General features: G+C 65.7%; 21 protein-coding genes and 1 pseudogene. 8 read left to right on the forward strand and 14 right to left on the reverse strand.

The features are described 5' to 3' along the window. The first annotated feature begins 79 nt into the window (after positions 1–79). A complete protein-coding gene (locus AC5Y4N_RS00525; protein WP_499909678.1) occupies positions 80–424 on the forward strand; it encodes a DUF7882 family protein in 345 nt (114 codons plus the stop codon). On the opposite strand, the gene AC5Y4N_RS00530 is transcribed toward AC5Y4N_RS00525, so the two are convergent. From AC5Y4N_RS00530 to AC5Y4N_RS00550, 5 genes are all read right to left on the reverse strand, one after another. Beyond that, the gene (locus AC5Y4N_RS00530; protein WP_499909676.1) at positions 421–936 is read right to left on the reverse strand and encodes a gamma carbonic anhydrase family protein; all 516 of its coding nucleotides are present in this window, start codon (positions 934–936) and stop codon (positions 421–423) included. The two genes, AC5Y4N_RS00525 and AC5Y4N_RS00530, sit on opposite strands and share 4 nt — an antisense overlap. Positions 937–939: 3 nt before the next feature. Then, on the reverse strand, positions 940–1,728 hold the full coding sequence (locus AC5Y4N_RS00535; protein WP_499909674.1) for a crotonase/enoyl-CoA hydratase family protein: 789 nt from the start codon (positions 1,726–1,728) through the stop codon (positions 940–942). After that, positions 1,725–2,870 carry a thiolase family protein gene (locus AC5Y4N_RS00540; RefSeq protein ID WP_499909672.1) on the reverse strand — a complete coding sequence of 382 codons (1,146 nt, stop codon included), beginning with the start codon at positions 2,868–2,870 and terminating at the stop codon, positions 1,725–1,727. Before AC5Y4N_RS00540 ends, AC5Y4N_RS00535 begins: the two co-directional genes overlap by 4 nt. Before the next feature lie 67 nt (positions 2,871–2,937). Beyond that, the gene (locus AC5Y4N_RS00545) at positions 2,938–4,671 is read right to left on the reverse strand and encodes a DUF3556 domain-containing protein (protein WP_499909670.1); all 1,734 of its coding nucleotides are present in this window, start codon (positions 4,669–4,671) and stop codon (positions 2,938–2,940) included. A gap of 22 nt (positions 4,672–4,693) precedes the next feature. Further along, positions 4,694–5,938 carry a WS/DGAT/MGAT family O-acyltransferase gene (locus AC5Y4N_RS00550; RefSeq protein ID WP_499909668.1) on the reverse strand — a complete coding sequence of 415 codons (1,245 nt, stop codon included), beginning with the start codon at positions 5,936–5,938 and terminating at the stop codon, positions 4,694–4,696. 4 nt (positions 5,939–5,942) lie between these two features. Here AC5Y4N_RS00550 and AC5Y4N_RS00555 point away from each other — a divergent pair, with 4 nt between their 5' ends. Then, entirely contained in the window at positions 5,943–6,749 is an 807-nt protein-coding gene (locus AC5Y4N_RS00555; protein ID WP_499909666.1) for an SDR family NAD(P)-dependent oxidoreductase, read from the forward strand. Here the strand turns inward: AC5Y4N_RS00555 and AC5Y4N_RS00560 are convergent. Together AC5Y4N_RS00560 and AC5Y4N_RS00565 are read right to left on the reverse strand one after the other, a co-directional pair. Further along, positions 6,746–7,666, reverse strand: coding sequence for an alpha/beta fold hydrolase (locus tag AC5Y4N_RS00560; RefSeq protein WP_499909664.1), 921 nt, complete (start codon positions 7,664–7,666; stop codon positions 6,746–6,748). The two genes, AC5Y4N_RS00555 and AC5Y4N_RS00560, sit on opposite strands and share 4 nt — an antisense overlap. A gap of 26 nt (positions 7,667–7,692) precedes the next feature. Then, entirely contained in the window at positions 7,693–8,166 is a 474-nt protein-coding gene (locus tag AC5Y4N_RS00565; RefSeq protein ID WP_499909662.1) for a VOC family protein, read from the reverse strand. 105 nt (positions 8,167–8,271) lie between these two features. Here AC5Y4N_RS00565 and AC5Y4N_RS00570 point away from each other — a divergent pair, with 105 nt between their 5' ends. After that, positions 8,272–9,123 (forward strand): alpha/beta fold hydrolase, encoded by an 852-nt coding sequence (locus AC5Y4N_RS00570; RefSeq protein ID WP_499909660.1) that lies wholly within the window; start codon positions 8,272–8,274, stop codon positions 9,121–9,123. 10 nt (positions 9,124–9,133) lie between these two features. Here AC5Y4N_RS00570 and AC5Y4N_RS00575 read toward each other — a convergent pair whose 3' ends face one another. Next, complete coding sequence (locus tag AC5Y4N_RS00575; RefSeq protein WP_499909658.1) at positions 9,134–10,507, reverse strand: HNH endonuclease signature motif containing protein; 1,374 nt, start codon at positions 10,505–10,507, stop codon at positions 9,134–9,136. A 175-nt stretch (positions 10,508–10,682) separates the two neighbouring features. On the opposite strand from AC5Y4N_RS00575, the gene AC5Y4N_RS00580 reads away from it, so the two are divergent. Together AC5Y4N_RS00580 and AC5Y4N_RS00585 are read left to right on the forward strand one after the other, a co-directional pair. Continuing rightward, entirely contained in the window at positions 10,683–11,483 is an 801-nt protein-coding gene (locus AC5Y4N_RS00580; protein WP_499909656.1) for an enoyl-CoA hydratase/isomerase family protein, read from the forward strand. Next, a pseudogene (locus AC5Y4N_RS00585) lies at positions 11,480–12,252 on the forward strand (SDR family NAD(P)-dependent oxidoreductase). The gene AC5Y4N_RS00580 and the pseudogene AC5Y4N_RS00585 overlap by 4 nt, the downstream one beginning before the upstream one ends. Here the strand turns inward: AC5Y4N_RS00585 and AC5Y4N_RS00590 are convergent. Then, positions 12,249–13,175, reverse strand: coding sequence for a hypothetical protein (locus tag AC5Y4N_RS00590; protein WP_499909654.1), 927 nt, complete (start codon positions 13,173–13,175; stop codon positions 12,249–12,251). The pseudogene AC5Y4N_RS00585 and the gene AC5Y4N_RS00590 sit on opposite strands and share 4 nt — an antisense overlap. Next, positions 13,172–13,339 (reverse strand): hypothetical protein, encoded by a 168-nt coding sequence (locus AC5Y4N_RS00595; protein ID WP_499909652.1) that lies wholly within the window; start codon positions 13,337–13,339, stop codon positions 13,172–13,174. The genes AC5Y4N_RS00590 and AC5Y4N_RS00595 overlap by 4 nt, the downstream gene beginning before the upstream one ends. Positions 13,340–13,362: 23 nt before the next feature. On the opposite strand from AC5Y4N_RS00595, the gene AC5Y4N_RS00600 reads away from it, so the two are divergent. Then, entirely contained in the window at positions 13,363–14,058 is a 696-nt protein-coding gene (locus tag AC5Y4N_RS00600) for a guanylate cyclase (RefSeq protein WP_499909650.1), read from the forward strand. Here the strand turns inward: AC5Y4N_RS00600 and AC5Y4N_RS00605 are convergent. Continuing rightward, a complete protein-coding gene (locus AC5Y4N_RS00605; protein ID WP_499909648.1) occupies positions 14,055–14,378 on the reverse strand; it encodes a putative quinol monooxygenase in 324 nt (107 codons plus the stop codon). The two genes, AC5Y4N_RS00600 and AC5Y4N_RS00605, sit on opposite strands and share 4 nt — an antisense overlap. A gap of 88 nt (positions 14,379–14,466) precedes the next feature. Here AC5Y4N_RS00605 and AC5Y4N_RS00610 point away from each other — a divergent pair, with 88 nt between their 5' ends. After that, positions 14,467–14,724 carry a hypothetical protein gene (locus tag AC5Y4N_RS00610; RefSeq protein WP_499909646.1) on the forward strand — a complete coding sequence of 86 codons (258 nt, stop codon included), beginning with the start codon at positions 14,467–14,469 and terminating at the stop codon, positions 14,722–14,724. A 4-nt stretch (positions 14,725–14,728) separates the two neighbouring features. On the opposite strand, the gene AC5Y4N_RS00615 is transcribed toward AC5Y4N_RS00610, so the two are convergent. Further along, positions 14,729–14,968 carry a hypothetical protein gene (locus AC5Y4N_RS00615; protein ID WP_499909644.1) on the reverse strand — a complete coding sequence of 80 codons (240 nt, stop codon included), beginning with the start codon at positions 14,966–14,968 and terminating at the stop codon, positions 14,729–14,731. 188 nt (positions 14,969–15,156) lie between these two features. On the opposite strand from AC5Y4N_RS00615, the gene AC5Y4N_RS00620 reads away from it, so the two are divergent. Continuing rightward, positions 15,157–15,315 (forward strand): hypothetical protein, encoded by a 159-nt coding sequence (locus AC5Y4N_RS00620; RefSeq protein ID WP_499909642.1) that lies wholly within the window; start codon positions 15,157–15,159, stop codon positions 15,313–15,315. On the opposite strand, the gene AC5Y4N_RS00625 is transcribed toward AC5Y4N_RS00620, so the two are convergent. Both AC5Y4N_RS00625 and AC5Y4N_RS00630 read right to left on the reverse strand, forming a co-directional pair. Then, on the reverse strand, positions 15,312–15,713 hold the full coding sequence (locus tag AC5Y4N_RS00625) for a heme-binding protein (RefSeq protein ID WP_499909640.1): 402 nt from the start codon (positions 15,711–15,713) through the stop codon (positions 15,312–15,314). The genes AC5Y4N_RS00620 and AC5Y4N_RS00625 overlap by 4 nt on opposite strands. A 288-nt stretch (positions 15,714–16,001) precedes the next feature. Beyond that, positions 16,002–16,553, reverse strand: a complete 552-nt coding sequence (locus AC5Y4N_RS00630) for a VOC family protein (protein WP_499909638.1) — start codon at positions 16,551–16,553, stop codon at positions 16,002–16,004. Between the last annotated feature and the right edge of the window lie 16 nt (positions 16,554–16,569).

The raw sequence follows: 16,569 nt of genomic DNA on the forward strand, positions 1-16,569 counted from the left end.
AATTTCGCCGGGCCGCGACACCGTCTTCCTAGGCTGTGGGTAGTGCTGTGCTGAGTTGCCCACGGAAGGAGACGTCAGATTGGCCACGCTGCGTAGCGGAGATCGCGAGCTGCCGCTTCAGTTCACCAACCATTTCCTGGCTCATCTGCAGGCCGCGATCCATCGCCGCTTCCAGCATGGCGGCGGCTTCTTCTTGACCGGTACGTACCAGAACGGCGACGGCAAGGAGGTGACGGTGTCGCACTGGCTGCACCCGCTCGCCGAGCTGGTGTTCGAGTACGACGTCCGTGACGACAACGGCGACCGGCTGCCTCCCGTCGAGCTGGACCACAAGGAGGTCGACGCGATCTTGGATGCGATGAGCCGGCCCGTCGGCGTGCACGACACCGGGGATGTCTGGGTGACGTTCCGCGAGAAGCTCTAAGACGCTCCGCGGTGTAACTCGGCGAGGCGTTCGTAGACCGCCGCGTTCTGCTGATTGGTGGCCACCTCGGCGTCGCTGAGTTCGCGCCGCACGCGTCCGGGCACCCCGGTCACCAACGACCGTGGCGGGACCACCATGCCCTGCGGCACCAGTGCGCCGGCGGCGATCAGCGAGCAGGTGCCGATCACCGCGCCGTTCATGATGATTGCGCCCATGCCCACCAGCACATGGTCTGCCACTTCACAGCCGTGGACCACCGCGTTGTGGCCGATGCTCACACCGGTTCCGATGTGCACGGGATATTCGGAATCGACGTGGACGGTGACGCCGTCCTGGATGTTGGTGCCGGCGCCGACGTGGATCGGTTCGGCCTCGGCACGCAGCGTCGCCGAATACCAGACGCTGGCGCGGGCCGAGACCGTCACCTGGCCGATCACCGAAGCGTTCGGGGCCACCCAGGCCTCGGGATGGATGTGCGGGGTCCGGCCTCGCACGGGCACGATCAACGGCATGCGCTACCTGGCCTTCCACACGGGCTGGCGCTTCTCGGCGAACGCCAGCGGCCCCTCCTTGGCGTCCTGCGACTTCATCAGCGTTCTGACTTCGTTGAACAGCCGCGCCCATTTCGGCTCTTCGTCGGTGATCACGCCGTCGTCGACGCCGTAGGCCACCCGCTTGCTCACCTGAACGGCCAGCGGCGCGTTGACGGTGATGCGCTGCGCCAGTGCCAGCGCCGCCTCCAGCGCCGTCCCGTCCGGCACGACTTCGTTGACCATGCCCCACCGCGCAGCGTCGGCCGCCGAGATCGGGTCGCCCGTGAACAACATCTCGAGCGCCACCTTGCGCGGCAGGTGGTCGACGATCCGGAACACCCCACCCGCCGCGGCGACCAGTCCCCGTTTGACCTCCGGCAGACCGAATGTCGCGCTCTGGTCGGCCACCACCAGGTCGCTGGCGAGGGCGATCTCGGTGCCGCCGCCGAGGGCGGTGCCGTTGACGGCCGCGATCGTCGGCTTGTCGACGACGTGGTGTACGTACCCGGCGAAGCCCCACTCGCCGTGCTCGGGGTGGTACAGGTTCTCGCGGCGGGCGATGGCCTTGAGGTCTGCTCCGGCGCAGAACGACTTGTCCCCTGCGCCGGTGATCACCACCGCCCACACGTCGGGGTCGTTGTTGGCGTGTTCCAGCGCCTCTCCGACCGCGGTGCTCACCGCCCCGTTGACCGCATTGCGGGCTTCGGGACGGTTGATCGTGATCACCTCGACGTTGCCGCGACGCTCGACGAGCGCCGGAGGCTCGCTCACAGAAGTTCCACGATGGTGGCGTTGGCCTGGCCGCCGCCTTCGCACATGGTCTGCAGTCCGTAGCGAATTCCCTTGTCGCGCATGTGATGAACCATCGTCGTCATGATCCGGGCGCCTGACCCGCCGAGCGGGTGGCCCAGCGCGATCGCGCCGCCGTTGGGGTTCAGGTTCTTCTCGTCGGCACCGATGTCGTGCAGCCAGGCCAGCGGAACCGGCGCGAACGCCTCGTTGACCTCGAACACGCCGATGTCATTGATGCTCAGGCCAGACTTCTTGAGGGCCTTCTGCGTCGCGGGGATCGGCGCGGTCAGCATGATCACCGGGTCGGCACCGGCCAGGACGGCGGTGTGGATCTTCGCAATGGGCTTGAGCCCCAACGACTTTGCCTTCTCGTCGGTGGTGATCAGCACTGCGGCCGCGCCGTCGGAGATCTGCGACGAGTTGCCGGCGTGGATCACGCCGTCCTCTTTGAACGCGGGCTTCAGTTGCGCCATCTTCTCCATCGGGGTGCCGCGCCTGATGCCCTCGTCCTTGAGCACGGGGTTCCCGTCCTGGTCCTTGATCGGGGTGATCTGGTCGTCGAACGCGCCGGAATCCTGTGCAGCAGCAGCCTTTTCGTGCGACCCAAGGGAGAACTCGTCGAGCGCGGTGCGATCGAAGCCCCACCGCTCGGCGATCATCTCCGCACCGATGCCCTGGTTGGGGTGCACACCGTAGCGGTCCATGAATGCCTGCGGGAACGGGTTTCCGCCGCCGGCCAGAGAGGCGCCCATCGGGACTCGCGACATCGACTCGACGCCGCCGGCCACCACGACGTCGTAGTGCCCGGCAACCACGCCGGCTGCGGCAAAGTGGATCGACTGCTGGCTGGACCCACACTGGCGGTCCACGGTCACGCCGGTCACGCTCTCCGGCCATCCTGCCGCCAGCAGTGACGTGCGCGCGATGTCCATGCTCTGCTCACCGGCCTGCATCACACAGCCCCAGATGACGTCGTCGACGATCTCGGGGTCCACCCCGGCCCGCTGAACCAGCGCGTTGAGGACTTGCGCGGACAAATCGGCGGGATGCACACCCGACAACCCGCCGTTGCGCTTGCCGATCGGCGAACGTACTGCTTCGACGATGACGGCTTCAGCCATGAGCTTCTCCTTCGAAAGTTGACGTGTGTCGATTGTCAACCAGGCTGCGAAGGCGGTTGCGGCGGGGTCACTTCCTGCTTGCCGACGCCCCTGTCGAGGACTCGTCGACGTGCACGGGCACGTCGTCGTCCCACGGCTGCCGGACGACCATGTCGGCGACTCTCACGTAACCTCGTTCGAACTCCCCGGTGGCCGCGTCGACCAGCCGGTACCGCTGCGTCTGCGTGTGAATGGGCTGGGCGTCCAGTAGCACGACCCGCACCTCGCCGGGTTCGAAGTGGCATCGCTTTTGCATCGCCGCGATCAGCTGCTCGTTGTGCATGTGGCCGTCGCCGAAGTTCCAGCCGATCGCGGTGCTGCAGATGCGCTCGCCGTCGGTGATCACGTAGTCGTCCTCGTTCTGTCCGGCCATCGCCCGGTGCGCGAGCGTGAACAGTGCGCGGCCGTGAGTGTTGAAGCCCCGGAACGCATACCCCATGTAGATCGGGATCTGCGCGGCCTCGGGGCTGCCGTAGAACCGCTCCAGTTGCTTCTGCGGCATGCTGGCGATCGCCACCAGTCCGCGTTCGATCTTCTCGGCCGCCGACGGCTTGAGGCACCACAGCGAGGTGTCCCAGTTGCCGGCGTAGTACCGCATACCGGGCAAGAACGAGATCTTGCGCGGGAACAGGTTGCCCAGGGCCACCGTTGCGGCCAGCACCAGGACCAAAAGAGCAACCGGGACAGGGTTTTTCACGTCACCCAGACCGACGTCGGCGTGGGCGACGAACAGGCTGAGCACCCCGAAGATCATGAAGACGTTCCACTCCAGCGGCACACCCATCGGGATCGCAGACAGGATGCCGAAGTGGAAGCACACCATCACGAACGCTGCGATGGCCGTCGGCCAGCCGCCGTGGGAGAAGAACAGCACCAAGGGCACCAGCATCTCGATCGCGGTGCTGACGTGTGCGATCACCCGCGACACCCGCCCCGGCCGCAGGTCGTCGGGGAAGTGCTCGAAGAATCTGCGCTTCATCGACTTGGCGCGGATCAGCGGGTTGTTCGACATCATCGTCGAGATCACGAACGGGAAGTGCTTGTTGAGTTTGCTCGTGGCGGCGCCGATCCAGATCACGAGGAAGACGAGCTTGGAGGCGACGATCATGTCGTCGCTCGCGAACAGGAAGGTCACCGCAAAGCTTGCGTACACCTCGCCGCGGGCGGCCAGGAAGATCACCTTGTCGCGCAGGCCCGCGACGGCCAGGAGCCCGAGGATGACGGCGATCTGCCACGTCGGCAGCAGTCCCGGCACGCCGCCGGTGCCGTCGGACAGCAGCGCCCACAGCAGCATCACCAGAAGCGCTGCGTACAGCAGCACGTCGACCGGTGTGCGGCTATCCCCCTTGGTGAACGGCACTCGATTGGGCCAGGGCGGCAGCCGAATCGTCTTCGGCCGCAACCAGTACAGGATCGAGCCCATCGGCGGGAAGAAGCGGTTGTTCAGCGGCCCGAAGCCGCAGCCCAGTCCCACCACTTCGAACAGCATCGTGTAGAGCACGACCTTCTCGAAGACGATCGGCTCCGACCACCACGCGCCCACGTTGGTGAACCCGTCGATGCCCTTGGTGGCCAGCGCGAACAGCCAGCCGCCGAGAATGTACAACAGGATCTTGACCACGTAGAACAAGTGCATTGCGACGGGTGTGCCGAAGCCCACCTCGGCCCAGTGCCGGGCCATCGGCCGGATTTTTTCGCTGCGGGTGCCCTTGCTCCATTCCTCGAAGTCGACGACGGGCAGTTCCGGTTTCAGAAATCCCATGAGGCAGAATTTAGAACGTGTTCTAGTGTTGCGGCAATGCCATCGACAGCCTGTTCACGTACTTGTCGAGGTCCAATCCGGCGGCATGGACACTGATCGCAATCGTGTCGCCGATGCCGTGCACCCCGTGGGTCAGGCTCATCATCGGTGACAACGCCGGGTAGCCGGCGGTGAGCAGCACAGGCCGCCCGCCGAAGGTCAGGTCGGCTGCGCCACGGTTGACGCTGGAGACCACGGTGTTGCCGATGACGACGGGCGAGCGGATATCCGCATCGAATTGCCCGACGCCCCAGCGCAACAACACGGCGGGAACGGCTTCCAGCGCGGCGTCGCCTGCGGCGAACGCCGGATGTCGGGCTCGGCGCCGACGATGGTCAAACTCTGCGGCGATCCGCGTCGCGCGGCTGGTCCGCGGGAGCTCTGGGTACAGCCCGACGCCGACATTGCCGAAGTGGTTGTTCGCATAGCGCACACCGGGTTTGGCCATCGGCACCTCGGCGCCCAGGGTCGACGGGTCCTCGCCGCGGGCACGCAGGTAGGCCGAGAGCGCCTCGGACACCGCGGAGAGGACTGCGCTGGTGACGGTAGGAGTCAGCTGACCGCGGGGCCGGGTGAAGGTGCGGATCGCCGGTGTGCCTTCAGGCTTGCGGTTGACGCTCAACGCGGGCCGCGGTGGTGGCGGCGGCGCGACGAGGCCCGCGGCGGTGTCACGGTCGAGTTGACGTCGCGCCCGGGCGGCAGCGAGAGCGCGCGTCACAAGACATCCTCGGCGCCCTCGGGTGACGGCTGGCACGGCGTCGCAGGATCGCCCGAACAGCACGGCTGCGAGGGCCGACGAGCGCACGCCGTCGCCGAGCGCGTGACCCATCTGGACCACCGCGACCGTCGACGCCATCGAGGCACCCGGCACGCCCTGCACCGGGCAGAACACGTGCAGCCGCCACGCGGCGCCGCGAAGGTCGAGCTGGTCGCGGCCCAGTTCGGCGACCGCATCCAGGCAGCGCTGCCAGCTGACGGCCGCGCCGTGGACCACCACCTGCTCGGTGGTGACGTCGTTGGCGACCCATCTGGGATATGTCAGCGGGCAGCTGTCGTCGACGCGCAGCCTCAGGTCTGAACAGGCGCTGGCGCGCCGAATGCATTGCGCCACAGCGCTGGTGAGATCGGCTGGCTCGCCGTCGAATGCATAGAGCAGGAACTGGTCGTTGGGGATCTTGGCCGACATCCAGTAGACCTGCGCGTCGGTGGCGGTCAGGGCTACGGTCATACGAATGACTCTTCCAGGACCCGCGGAACGCAGCGCCGCGCTCATCACCGGCGCGTCGTCAGGAATCGGTGAGGCGATTGCCCGCGAGCTGTCGCGGCGTGGACATCGCGTCGTCTTGGTGGCCCGGCGCGCCGCGGAGCTGGAGGCACTCGCCGGCGAGCTCGACACGCCGGCACATCCGCTGCCCGCCGACCTGTCGGATCGCATTGAGCGAGCTGCGCTGCCGGAACGGGTGGCCGCGCTGGGCCTGACGGTTGACATCCTGGTCAACAGCGCCGGGTTGGCGACGGTCGGCCCGATCGCGAAAGCCGTTGCGGAGAAGGAACTCAACGTGGTCGAGGTCGATGTGGCCGCGGTCGTCGACCTCTGTTGCCGGTTCGTGCCGGGCATGGTGCAGCGGCGCCGGGGTGCCGTGCTGAACGTGGCGTCGGCCGGCGCGTTCGCTCCGGTGCCCGGTCAGGCGTCGTACGGCGCGGCGAAGGCGTTTGTGCTGTCCTACACCGATGCGTTGCGCGGGGAGCTGCGCGGCACCGGGGTGAGCGCGACGACGTTGTGCCCGGGGCCGGTGAAAACCGGCTTCGGGGAGGCCGCCGGAATTCCCGACGAAGAGGCCGAGGCGGCGCTGCCGCGAATGATGTGGAAGACCGCCGAGGAGGTGGCACTCGCCGGAATCGAGGGCCTGGCGGCGGGCAAGGGTGTGGTGGTGCCGGGGGTGGCGAACCGGGCCGCCGCGTTGCTTCCGCGCTTCGCGCCGCGCGAACTGATCGTGGGCTTGGTAGCTCGTCAGCACCCAGGACTGAAGGGCTCTTAGCTCTCAGCCGGACCGATGAAGTCGACGATGCGGCCGGCCACGACGTCGGGTTGTTCGAGTTGCAGAAAATGACCGGCATCGTCGACGACGTGTGCGGCGCTGCCTGGCGGCAAGATTCGTTGCGCCCACTCGGTGTATGCGGCGGTAGCGCAGCCGTCGTCTCTACCGTGCAGGTAGAGGGTGGGCAGCGTCGGCGCCTCGAGCCAGTACCGATGCAACTCGGCGTACTGCTCGGGTGGCCGGGTGTTGCGGACGGTGGCGCGGTAGGGGCCCAGCGCGGCGCGCCAACTCTCAGGGGTGCCGATCGCCGCGTCGACATGGCGGAGATCTTCGTCGGCGCGATAGCCCGGCGACCATTGCCGCCACAGGCGACGCGGCACCCAAGACGCCGAGCGCTCGGGAAGCATCGGCAGCTGGAAGTACATGATGTACCAGCTGCGAGCCAGCTGACGCGGTAGCTGCGCGGCCAGCCGCCCGGTGTGCGGAATGCGGCCGAGCGGCTGAAACGATGCGGGCGGCGGCACCGACATGACGACGGCTTTGGCGAACGGGCTGTCCGGCATCGCAGCCAGCCCCACGCCGGCGATCGCGCCCCAGTCATGGCCGATGACCACGTCACGCCCGGTCGGGCCTAGAGCGTCGAGGACACGCAACGCGTCGTCCATCAGTGCGCCGACGTGGTAGCTGCCGTCGGACGGGATCGTCGACGGTGCGTATCCCCGCATGAACGGGGCGACCACTCGCCAGCCAGCCGCCGTGAGCTTCGGCGCGATTTTGCGCCAGCCATGCGCGGTGTCAGGAAAACCGTGAAGACACAATGCAATTGGCGCATCACCGGCCCCCTGGCGAGGACTCCACGCAAGCCCGCGCAGCGTTACCGTCGGCGCGTCGACCTCGACCCAGCCGGGCTCACCCATGGCGGCAGCTTAACGGGACCGCCGAGTCAGTCGGCGGCGGCAGCAGCCTCCAATTCGGCGATCACGATCTTGCGCATGCCGAGCATCGCCTTGGTGGCGGCCGCAGCGCGAGCCGGGTCCGGATCGTTGACTAATTCGAAGAGGCGGTCAGGCACGATCTGCCAACTCAAACCGAAGCGGTCTTTCAACCACCCGCATTGCGACTCCTCGCCGCCGTCGACGAGCCGGTCCCAGTAGTAGTCGACCTCCTCCTGGTTCCTGCAGTGCACCATGAACGACACCGCCTCGGTGAAGGAGAAGACCGGGCCACCGTTGAGGCCGGTGAAGCGGGTGCCGTCGAGCACGAATGTGCCGGACGCCACCTGGCCGGGAGTACCAGGGCCCGCCTCGGTATAGCGGTCGAAGCCTTCGATTCTTGAGTTCGGGAACACGGACGTGTAGAACTGCGCGGCCTCCTCGAGGTTGTCGTCGAACCACAGGCACGGGGTGATGGACGGCATGGTGTTCTCCTCCTCTGGTCACTGGTATCGACTGCCACTGTCACCCAAACTCATCGCGGCAGACGTCCACGAGACCGTCGATCTCGGGTCCGCTACCGTGACCCGATGAGCAGCACACCTCAGGTGGTGACCTACTGCGGCGTCAACGACGTGACGCTGGTCGCCGACGAGTGGAACCACAACGCGTCCACTGACGGGCGGCCCTCGATTCTGATGCTCCACGGCGGCGGGCAGAACCGGTTCTCGTGGAAGAGCACCGGTCAGGTATTGGCCGACAAGGGTTTCCATGTGGTGGCGCTCGATTCTCGTGGGCATGGAGACAGTGATCGCGCGCCCGGCGCGGATTACGCACTCGAGACACTGTGCGGCGACGTGCTGCGCGTCATCGACGCCATCGACCGGCCCGTCGCGTTGATCGGCGCCAGCATGGGCGGGCTGACCGGCATTCTTGCTGCCCATGCCGCCGGGCCGGCGACGGTGAGCAAGCTTGTGCTCGTCGACGTGGTGCCGCGGTTCGAGAAGAGCGGAAGTGCACGCATCCGCGACTTCATGTTCAGCCATGTGCACGGCTTCGACTCCCTGGAGCAAGCTGCCGATGCGGTCGCGGCATATCTGCCACACCGGACGCGGCCGCGCAGTCCGGAGGGTTTGAAGAAGAACCTGCGCCAACGAAACGGCCGTTGGTATTGGCACTGGGACCCGAAGCTGCTGACCAAGCCGGAGGACGATCCGCATCTGCGTGTCGAGAAACTCGAAAGCGCGGCGATCGACCTTCGCATTCCGATTCTGCTGATCCGCGGCAAGCTGTCCGACGTGGTCAGCGTCGAGGGAGTCAAAAATTTCCTCGAAAAGGTCCCTACTGCTGAATTCGTCGAACTTTCCGACGCCGGTCACACCGCAGCGGGAGACGACAACGACGCTTTCACCGACGCCGTCGTGCAGTTCGTCACCCGCTGACGAAAAGCCCTCAGCCACACTCTTTTTCATCGTCTTCGTCGTCGTCGAACATGCGGTCGGGGTGGAAGTAGGTGTTGGTGTGGGGCTGGCCGTGATCGAGGTCTGGGGGTGGGATCCATTCGGTGGTGCCGTCGGCGCGTTTTCGGGTGGTCCAGCCAGTGGTGGCGTCGCGGTTGTGGGGTCCGCAGGACAGGGTCAGGTTATCGATGTCGGTGGGGCCGCCGGTGGCCCAGTCGCGCAGGTGGTGGATTTGACACCAATAGGCCGGTACGTCGCAGCCGGGGTGGGTGCAGCCGCGCTCTAAGGCGTAGAGCAGCAGGCGTTGTTCGGGGGTGCCCAGGCGGGTGGTGCGGCCCTTGTAGAGCTGCACCCGCCTGGCCTGGTCGAACACGAGTAGATAGTGGTAGGCGTGGGCAGCCATGCGGATCAGGTCGGTGACCGGCAGCCAGCTGCCTGAGCCGGTGTGGGCCTTGCCGGCTCGACGTTGGAGGTCGTCGAGCGCGACGGTGGCGGTAATGGTGACCGGCAGGCCCTGATGCGAACCCAACTCACCCGACATCAACGTCGAGCGCACCATCGCGGCGAGCGCGTCGTGGTTGCGCTGGGCGGTGCTGCGCTCATCGGCGCTGACCGCTTCTGCCGCGGGCTGGCCGTCGACGGTCGTAGTGGGGTCGGCGGGGTTACAGGCGCCGGGGGCCGCCCATTTGGCCAGCACGGCGTCCAGGCCGGCGCGCAGCTGCGGGTCGAGCCAGCCAGTGAGTTTGGACATGCCATCGGGGGCTTGCGGCGAAATAGTGATGGCGCGGCGGCGGGCGCGGTGCTCGTCGGAGTAGTCGCCGTCGGGGTTGAGCACGTCGGTGTAGTGGTCGGCGGCGCGTTGCAGTTCGTCAGGGCGATGGCGGGTGGCGATGGCGGCCAGTCGCGCTTCGGCTGTGGCGCGGGTGGGTTCGTCGATCCAGCACGGCAGCTGCGCCAGAAACGTCCGGATGATCTTCACATGCTCGGCGCTGATGGTTCCGGCGCTCTGGGCGGCCGCGGTCGCCGCCAGCTTCGGCGGGAGCGGTTCACCGGTCAGCGCGCTCCGCGGTGCGAGGTCGACCGCGTCGTCGATGCGGCGCGCCGCCTCGCGCCGATAGATCCGCAGCCGGTCGGCCAGCACTTGGGGCAGGCGCCCGCCGAGCTCGCCGGGCGAGGCGTGGGTCAGCTCGGCGAGCAGTTCACGCTCGAGGGCCGGCAGGCGTCGGCGCCAGCGTTCGTGACGCTCCAACAGCGCCACCCGCTCGGCGGTGGACAAGCCGTCGCGGTCGAGCGCGGTGATGGCCTCCAGCGCGGCATCCACGGCGTCATAGACGGCCACCGCCGCCTCGAACGCGATCGAATTCATACCCCGAATCTAGAGACACCCACTGACAAGCATTGCCCGCCAATACGTTTCACACCTACTTATCCACAGCAACCGAATTCATCCACAAATCGAGGAACCGATCTTGACAAGAACCGACGACCGGCTTATTCAGCGCGCCGCTAACCCGAACGGTGGGCGCCTCTAGATTACGAATGTGAACCTCGTCCTGACCGACCAACCGACGCCGGACCTCGCCGTCGTCACGCTCAACAACCCTGATCGTCTCAACGCACTCAGCATGGAGATGGTGTCGCAACTGCACGCCACGCTCGACGCCCTCGCCGAATCCGACACCAGGGTGGTGATACTGACCGGCGCCGGCCGCGGCTTCTGTTCCGGCCTGGACCTGTCGCAGCCGGCCATCGCACCGACCGCGGAAGCCCGAACCGGCCCTGCGGCCGGCATGCGTACGCAAGAATTCATCGCCTCATTGGTGCCTGAAGTGATGGGCATTCCCCAGCCCGTGATCGCCGCCGTCAACGGTGCCGCCGTCGGAGGTGGCCTCGGCATCGCCGCCGCGTGCGACTTCCGCATCGCGGCGCGCAGCGCGATGTTCTGCACCCAGTTCATCAAGCTCGGCCTGTCCGGCTGCGATATCGGTGTCAGCTACACGCTGCCCAAGCTCATCGGCACCACCCGCGCGGCCGAAATGATCTTCACCGCAAAGAAAGTCGATGGCGAAGAGGCCGAACGCATCGGCCTGGTGTCCGAAGTGGTCGACGACGAGCACTTGCTGACTCGGGCACGCGAGATCGCCGAAACCTTGTTGTCCTTCACCTCGTTCGGACTGGAAATGACCAAGCAGGTTTTCCGCGCCAACCAAGACGCCGCGAACGTCGAAGCCGCCATCGCGCTGGAAAACCGCACCCAAATCCTCGCGGCAGTTAGCGTTTTCGCCATCACAGGCCAGACCTTCTCCGATGCCGCTGGTAAACCCTCGAAAGACAAGTCATGAACGCCGACAAACTGCGTGACCTGTTCGATCTCACCGGCCGCACTGTGATCATCACCGGCGGAACCCGAGGAATAGGCTTCTCGCTCGCACAGGGCCACCTTGCCGCAGGCGCCAACGTCGTCATCACCGGCCGGTCCGCGCAACGCTGCGAACATGCCCGTCGGGCGTTAGAAGTAGACGCGCCGGGACGGGTCGCAGCCGTCGCCGCGCACATGGGTGACCTCGATCATGTGAAAAGCCTTGTCCAGCAGGCCGTAAGCGCATTCGGCGGCATCGACATACTCGTCAACAACGCTGCGACGTCCCTGCTGCAGCAATTCGGCGAGATCACCCCGGAGGCATGGCACAAATCCTTGTCTGTCAATGTCACCGGTCCGCTCTTTCTCGTGCAGGAGGCACTTCCTCATCTGGCGCAGAGCGAACACGCGGCGATCGTCAATCTGATTTCGCCGGCCGCATTCCTCTTTTCTGGCAACATGCCGCTCTATGCGGCCGGAAAGGCGGCGATGCTCGCACTGACTCGCTCGATGGCGGCAGCCTTTGCGCCGCAGGGGATCGGGTCAATGCGCTCGCCCCCGGCCCAGTGGACACGCAGATGATGCGTAACAACCCGCAAGAGTTCATCGACGCGACGGCCAACGAGACGCTGCTGAGGCGCCTCGCCGATCCAGACGAAATGGTGGGTCCTGCATTGCTTCTCACCTCAGACGCCGGAAGTTACATCACTGGACAGGTGCTGCTTGCCGACGGCGGCATGGTGACTCACTAAGCCGGCAGCGGCACGGTGTCCAGCCGGGTGTCGGTGAGAATTTCGAACATGGCCCGCCGGGCGGCGACGAGTTCGACAGAGCCGACTCGCAGTCGGCACGTCGACACCGCAGAGTTGTAGCAGTACTTCGTCTTTCCGTTCGTGTCCATGTAGTTGAGTCCGATCACATCCCGCGGCTCGGCGGTGATGGAACCCTGCAGCACCACGTCGTCGACTCGGGCCGAGAACCGCCAAGCGAACGGCCGGTATTCGCCCGTTGTGCGCCGCGCTGCCACAAGCGACCGGACAGCGAGCTCACGCCCGTCATGCCGCAACACCAGTAGGGTTGTCGGTGGCAGGGTCACCGGGCCGAGTCCTGCACGGGCAGTGGCGATTTCGAAGGACGACGATGCCGCGGTGTCGAACCCGCACACCTGGCCGTAGGCATATGCGGGCGTGTGCCGCCGGCCCCAATTGTGGTTGACGCTTCCCGTCCAGCCGTTCACGTCAATACGCAGATCGTCCACTGTGACATGCCCGTCGAAACGCGCCAACGGGGCACGGACTGATGTCTTCGCGGACGGAAAGCGCGCCGAATACCGCCGCTCCGTCAACAATTTCACCGGCTGCCCGCCGCCTGTGATTCGCAAATCCCAGGACGCGCTGCGCGGACCGGCAATCGCGCCACGAGCGCCGTCATCGTCGAGGAACGTGTCGCCGATCCATACGGCCCACGGATCGGCCTGAATTGACACCTCTTCGATGGGGTACGGCAGCTTCACTGCGCAATTCCCGGATCCGTCCGGGTCGAACACCATCACCCAGACGTCCGCACTCTCGGCGCCACTGCTTGTCAGCAGCAACGTCTCCCGCAGCCAGAGCGCCTGTGCGGCAGAGGGATGGTTCGCACGGATGAAGCGACTCTCGTAGTACGGCGCCCTCACGGGGACTCGCCGCCGTCGGATTCCGCGAGCCGTTGATGCAGTCGCGCGCGAATCTCGTCGGGGGTGTACGCGTTACGGCGCCGCTGGTCCCGAGCCACCAGCACCCCTCCGGCCGCCACCCCGGCGACCGCCGCCAGACCGATCCACTTCACCCACTTGCGCATTGCGCTCAGCTTATGCTGCGACCGTGGACGAGCACACCGTGTCGCTCGAGCGAGCTCTGGAAGAAACGAGGACCGGCGACATCTGGCTGTTCCGCGGGCGGTCCGGGCCGGACCGAGCCATCCAGTCGATGACCAACAGCCCGGTGAACCACGTCGGAATGACGGTCGCGATCGACGATCTACCGCCGCTGATGTGGCACGCCGAACTGGGCAACAAGCTCACCGACATGTGGACTGGCCAACAGCAGCGAGGCGTTCAACTCAACGACGCACGCGAGGCGGTCGAGCAGTGGATGCGGCGTTACGGGCAAAAGTGCTGGCTGCGGCAGCTCACGCCGCCGCCGACTCGCGAGCAGGAGGACCGGCTCCTGCGGGTGATCGCCCGAATGGACGGCACACCGTTTCCGAGCACGATTCGATTGACGGCCCGCTGGTTCCGCGGCCGGACACCGAAGCCGACCGACGTCGTCCTCGGAATTCCCCTGGCGGGCAGGAGATTTCGTGGCGCCGCTGAACGCAAGAAGGCAAGGCAACGGCAAGCCGGCCTGGAAACCGCCTACTGCGCAGAGACAGTGGCGATCACCTATGAGGAGATGGGACTGTTGTCGACGCACAAGAACTCGAATTATTTTGACCCAGGCTCATTTTGGAGTGGAGATCGGCTGCCGCTTGCTGACGGCTACCGGCTTGGCGACGAGATCGCGGTGATCGTCGACTAGTCGACCGCGATCTCCGCCAACCGCGACCACCCCGTGGCGTCGACGGTCTGACTAATCACCTTGGGGGTGGATACCAGCGCCTGAGGCAGATCGCGCTGCGCGGCTTTGAAGTGCTCGCTGTTGACGTGCGCTGCGCCGGCGTCGGCGTCCCGGAACGCCTCGACGAGAACGTACTCGGCCGGGTTCTCGAGGCTTCGCGACCACTCGAACCAGAGGTTGCCTTCTTCAGCCCGGGTTGCCTCGGTGAACGGCGCGACGAGCTCCGGCCAACGTTCCGTCCATTCCGGCTTCGTCTCGAACTTCACGACGATGAAGATCATGCTGGCCCCTTTCCCGGTGAACCGTATCGCTCACGACGACGCCGGTTCCACTACCGTTGACACCAAACACTCCGAGGGGAGCAGCGCCATGAGGATCCGGTTCGGTTATGTCACAGTCGAGGTCGACGACCGGCTGCGTCAACGGCTGGCTCTTGCCGTCGACCGGCTGCGCGTCAACGTCACCGCCTATCTGCGCGTCGCCTCTGATGACGTGGGCGCCGCCAGTCAGCGGCTGCGGGGCATGTGCGACCGGGCCGCGGAGCGGGTGGATGTCACGTTGACGACGGTGAACGACCGCATCGATCCCGTAGAGGTACCCACAGAGCCGCGGCTCACCGCGGTCTAGAGCGTCACCAATGACGCAGGTGTGACCTGCCGACTTGGTAGCCGCTGGGAAACGATTTCTCGATCACTCGGAATCGATCGTCGGCCTTGGATTCCAGCTCGAGTACGACGCAGCCGTCGCAGACGCACTTCGACTCCAGAACTTTGTAGTGCTCTCCCCCACCGTGAATGTCGGTGATCGGGTCGCCTGAGCGTAGGGCCTCAACGGGCACGAGCTCGCTGGCACCTAGTTGCTGTGACTCCACTCACGACACGTTAAGCCATCGAGGCCCGTCAGGGAACGGGTTGCGAGGAGCATGCCGCCCCAAGATGCGCCAAGCGCGGCGCTGCATTTTGCAAGAGATCACGCGTTCCTGCGCGAAAAAGTGTCCACTTCCAAGCGCGTGCGCGGTCCTATAGGTGAACGCGGCAGGCGGGAGGAGAGCAACCCACCATGAATATGCAGTACGCCCGAGCGGTGGTCGCACACGAGCAGGCATACCAGGAGCGGATCCACGCCATCCGCATGTTGATGGAGAACTCGTACCGCTCCCCGCACGCACAACGGCCCGCCGCGACGAGAGTCGCGACGGGCCGCCAGCTGCCGAACTAGCCAGCCATGAACTGGTTGTACGCCGACGCCAGATCCGGCGGCAGCACCGACACGTTGCACTGGCGCTGCGTGTCACCGATCGGCGCCAGGATGCCGCGCAGGTCGTAGTACTCCTGCGGGTGAGCCGTGAAGTACGCACGCAGGTTGGACTCAGCCTCCGGGCGCGGCTGGTTGAACGCAGCCGTCACCACCTGGTTGGCGCCAGGGTGAGTGTCGAGGTACTGACGCGCCGAACCGGTCACTGAACTCACGGTGCCGGCCACCTGGCTGGCGCTGCACTGGTCGGGCGCGGCAGTCGCCGTCGGCGCCGCAATGGTCGCGGCGGCGAGTCCCCCAAGCAGGCTTCCGGCACAAGCGCCGACCACGCCGCGGCGCACGTTTTTACTACTTACTTTCATCATCATTTCCTTCACATCGCGAATGGGTCGCAGATTTCCCCGCCCGAAATCCAAGGTAACCGAAGGAAAACCGACGCAAACGCGCTGCTAGCGGCCACTTGTTCACTGAGAGCGAGCGTTACGCCATTTCCGCGTGATCTGGGCCTCAAATATGGCCGAATTTCGATTGTCTATCATTTATGTTCTAAGGATTCTCTGCATTTTCTTAGTCCGGCCTGTCCGCATAGTGATCGAATCGTTAGGTAAGGTTGTGCGCTTCGGCGGCCGTCCGCAGGCTGGTCTCGTCGATCATCTGCCCGGCAGCGTTCGCCTCGCTTGCTGCAGAATGCCGGGCACCGTGTCGGCGAGGTCGGGTCGACGCTTGGCGACCGCCCGCATTGCCCGATAGAACGATAAGACTTGACGAGGCGTAGGCACTTTCGGCAGCCACGCGAGCTCCCAATGGATACCGTTGATCGGGTCGTCGAAGAACACCGCGTAGTAGCCCGGCCAATACTGCGGATACTCTGTTGGCGGATCGGTGACAGGAATGTTCCGCCTGTTCAGGAATTCGCGATGGAACCGACCCACTTCCCTTCTGCTCCGGGCCCACAGCGCGATGTGGTTGATTCCGACGGCCTGGTCGGTGTGCGTCAGCTTTTCTCCGGACCGGGCCGGCTGAATCCCGATGTAGCTGTGCGGGTTGACATACCGCGTCATGTAGTACACGGATTGGTATTCCATGTTCAACGTGGAGAAGCTGCTGTAACCCAGCCAGCCGAACAATTGGTCGTAGAACGCGATCGAGTTCTCATAGTCCAGTACTGCGAACTCGACGTGACAGACACCGCGCCACCGCATCATGCCTCCCGAATGC

It is taken from the genome of Mycobacterium sp. NGS19 (assembly GCF_059813155.1).

Bases quoted from the DNA above. Each gene is read 5' to 3' on its own strand.
- AC5Y4N_RS00530 (WP_499909676.1), bottom strand. From the start codon at position 936: ATGCCGTTGATCGTGCCCGTGCGAGGCCGGACCCCGCACATCCATCCC.
- AC5Y4N_RS00540 (WP_499909672.1), bottom strand. From the start codon at position 2,870: ATGGCTGAAGCCGTCATCGTCGAAGCAGTACGTTCGCCGATCGGCAAG.
- AC5Y4N_RS00545 (WP_499909670.1), bottom strand. From the start codon at position 4,671: ATGGGATTTCTGAAACCGGAACTGCCCGTCGTCGACTTCGAGGAATGG.
- AC5Y4N_RS00550 (WP_499909668.1), bottom strand. From the start codon at position 5,938: ATGACCGTAGCCCTGACCGCCACCGACGCGCAGGTCTACTGGATGTCG.
- AC5Y4N_RS00555 (WP_499909666.1), top strand. From the start codon at position 5,943: ATGACTCTTCCAGGACCCGCGGAACGCAGCGCCGCGCTCATCACCGGC.
- AC5Y4N_RS00560 (WP_499909664.1), bottom strand. From the start codon at position 7,666: ATGGGTGAGCCCGGCTGGGTCGAGGTCGACGCGCCGACGGTAACGCTG.
- AC5Y4N_RS00565 (WP_499909662.1), bottom strand. From the start codon at position 8,166: ATGCCGTCCATCACCCCGTGCCTGTGGTTCGACGACAACCTCGAGGAG.
- AC5Y4N_RS00570 (WP_499909660.1), top strand. From the start codon at position 8,272: ATGAGCAGCACACCTCAGGTGGTGACCTACTGCGGCGTCAACGACGTG.
- AC5Y4N_RS00575 (WP_499909658.1), bottom strand. From the start codon at position 10,507: ATGAATTCGATCGCGTTCGAGGCGGCGGTGGCCGTCTATGACGCCGTG.
- AC5Y4N_RS00595 (WP_499909652.1), bottom strand. From the start codon at position 13,339: ATGCGCAAGTGGGTGAAGTGGATCGGTCTGGCGGCGGTCGCCGGGGTG.
- AC5Y4N_RS00605 (WP_499909648.1), bottom strand. From the start codon at position 14,378: ATGATCTTCATCGTCGTGAAGTTCGAGACGAAGCCGGAATGGACGGAA.
- AC5Y4N_RS00610 (WP_499909646.1), top strand. From the start codon at position 14,467: ATGAGGATCCGGTTCGGTTATGTCACAGTCGAGGTCGACGACCGGCTG.
- AC5Y4N_RS00620 (WP_499909642.1), top strand. From the start codon at position 15,157: ATGAATATGCAGTACGCCCGAGCGGTGGTCGCACACGAGCAGGCATAC.
- AC5Y4N_RS00625 (WP_499909640.1), bottom strand. From the start codon at position 15,713: ATGAAAGTAAGTAGTAAAAACGTGCGCCGCGGCGTGGTCGGCGCTTGT.
- AC5Y4N_RS00630 (WP_499909638.1), bottom strand. From the start codon at position 16,553: ATGCGGTGGCGCGGTGTCTGTCACGTCGAGTTCGCAGTACTGGACTAT.